Source organism: Mesorhizobium sp. M3A.F.Ca.ET.175.01.1.1 (assembly GCF_004791945.1).
In the GTDB taxonomy this organism is placed as follows: domain Bacteria; phylum Pseudomonadota; class Alphaproteobacteria; order Rhizobiales; family Rhizobiaceae; genus Mesorhizobium.
Genome location: NZ_SRTP01000223.1, coordinates 1 through 331 on the forward strand (window position 1 = coordinate 1; position 331 = coordinate 331).

The 331-nt window shown below is 65.9% G+C and carries 1 pseudogene; it reads left to right on the top strand.

Features of this window, described 5'->3' with window-relative positions:
• Positions 1–331, top strand: a pseudogene (locus EN818_RS33130) (GtrA family protein); the annotation flags it as partial.

The window sequence follows — 331 nt, forward strand, 5'->3', positions numbered from 1 at the left end:
CGGCTTCGGCCTTGGATTTGCCGGCGTCGCCTTCCTGGTCTTCGTGGCGACCATCCGGCCGGCCGACTGGGGCATCGCCCAATGCGACGCCTTCTCGTCCTTCCAGTTCGCTATCGCGGCACTTTCCGGCCTCGGCCTCGCGACCGCCGGCATGTTGACCGCATCGACCGCGCGGGCACGGCTTGCTTCAATGCTGATGTTAGCGGTGGTGGTCGCGGCTGTCGCGATCGTGGTCTTCCCGCAATGCCTGGCGTCGCCCTATGCGGCCATGGACGAGCGTGTCCGCATTTATTGGCTGAACGACGTGGTCGAAGCGCAGCCCTTCTGGAGC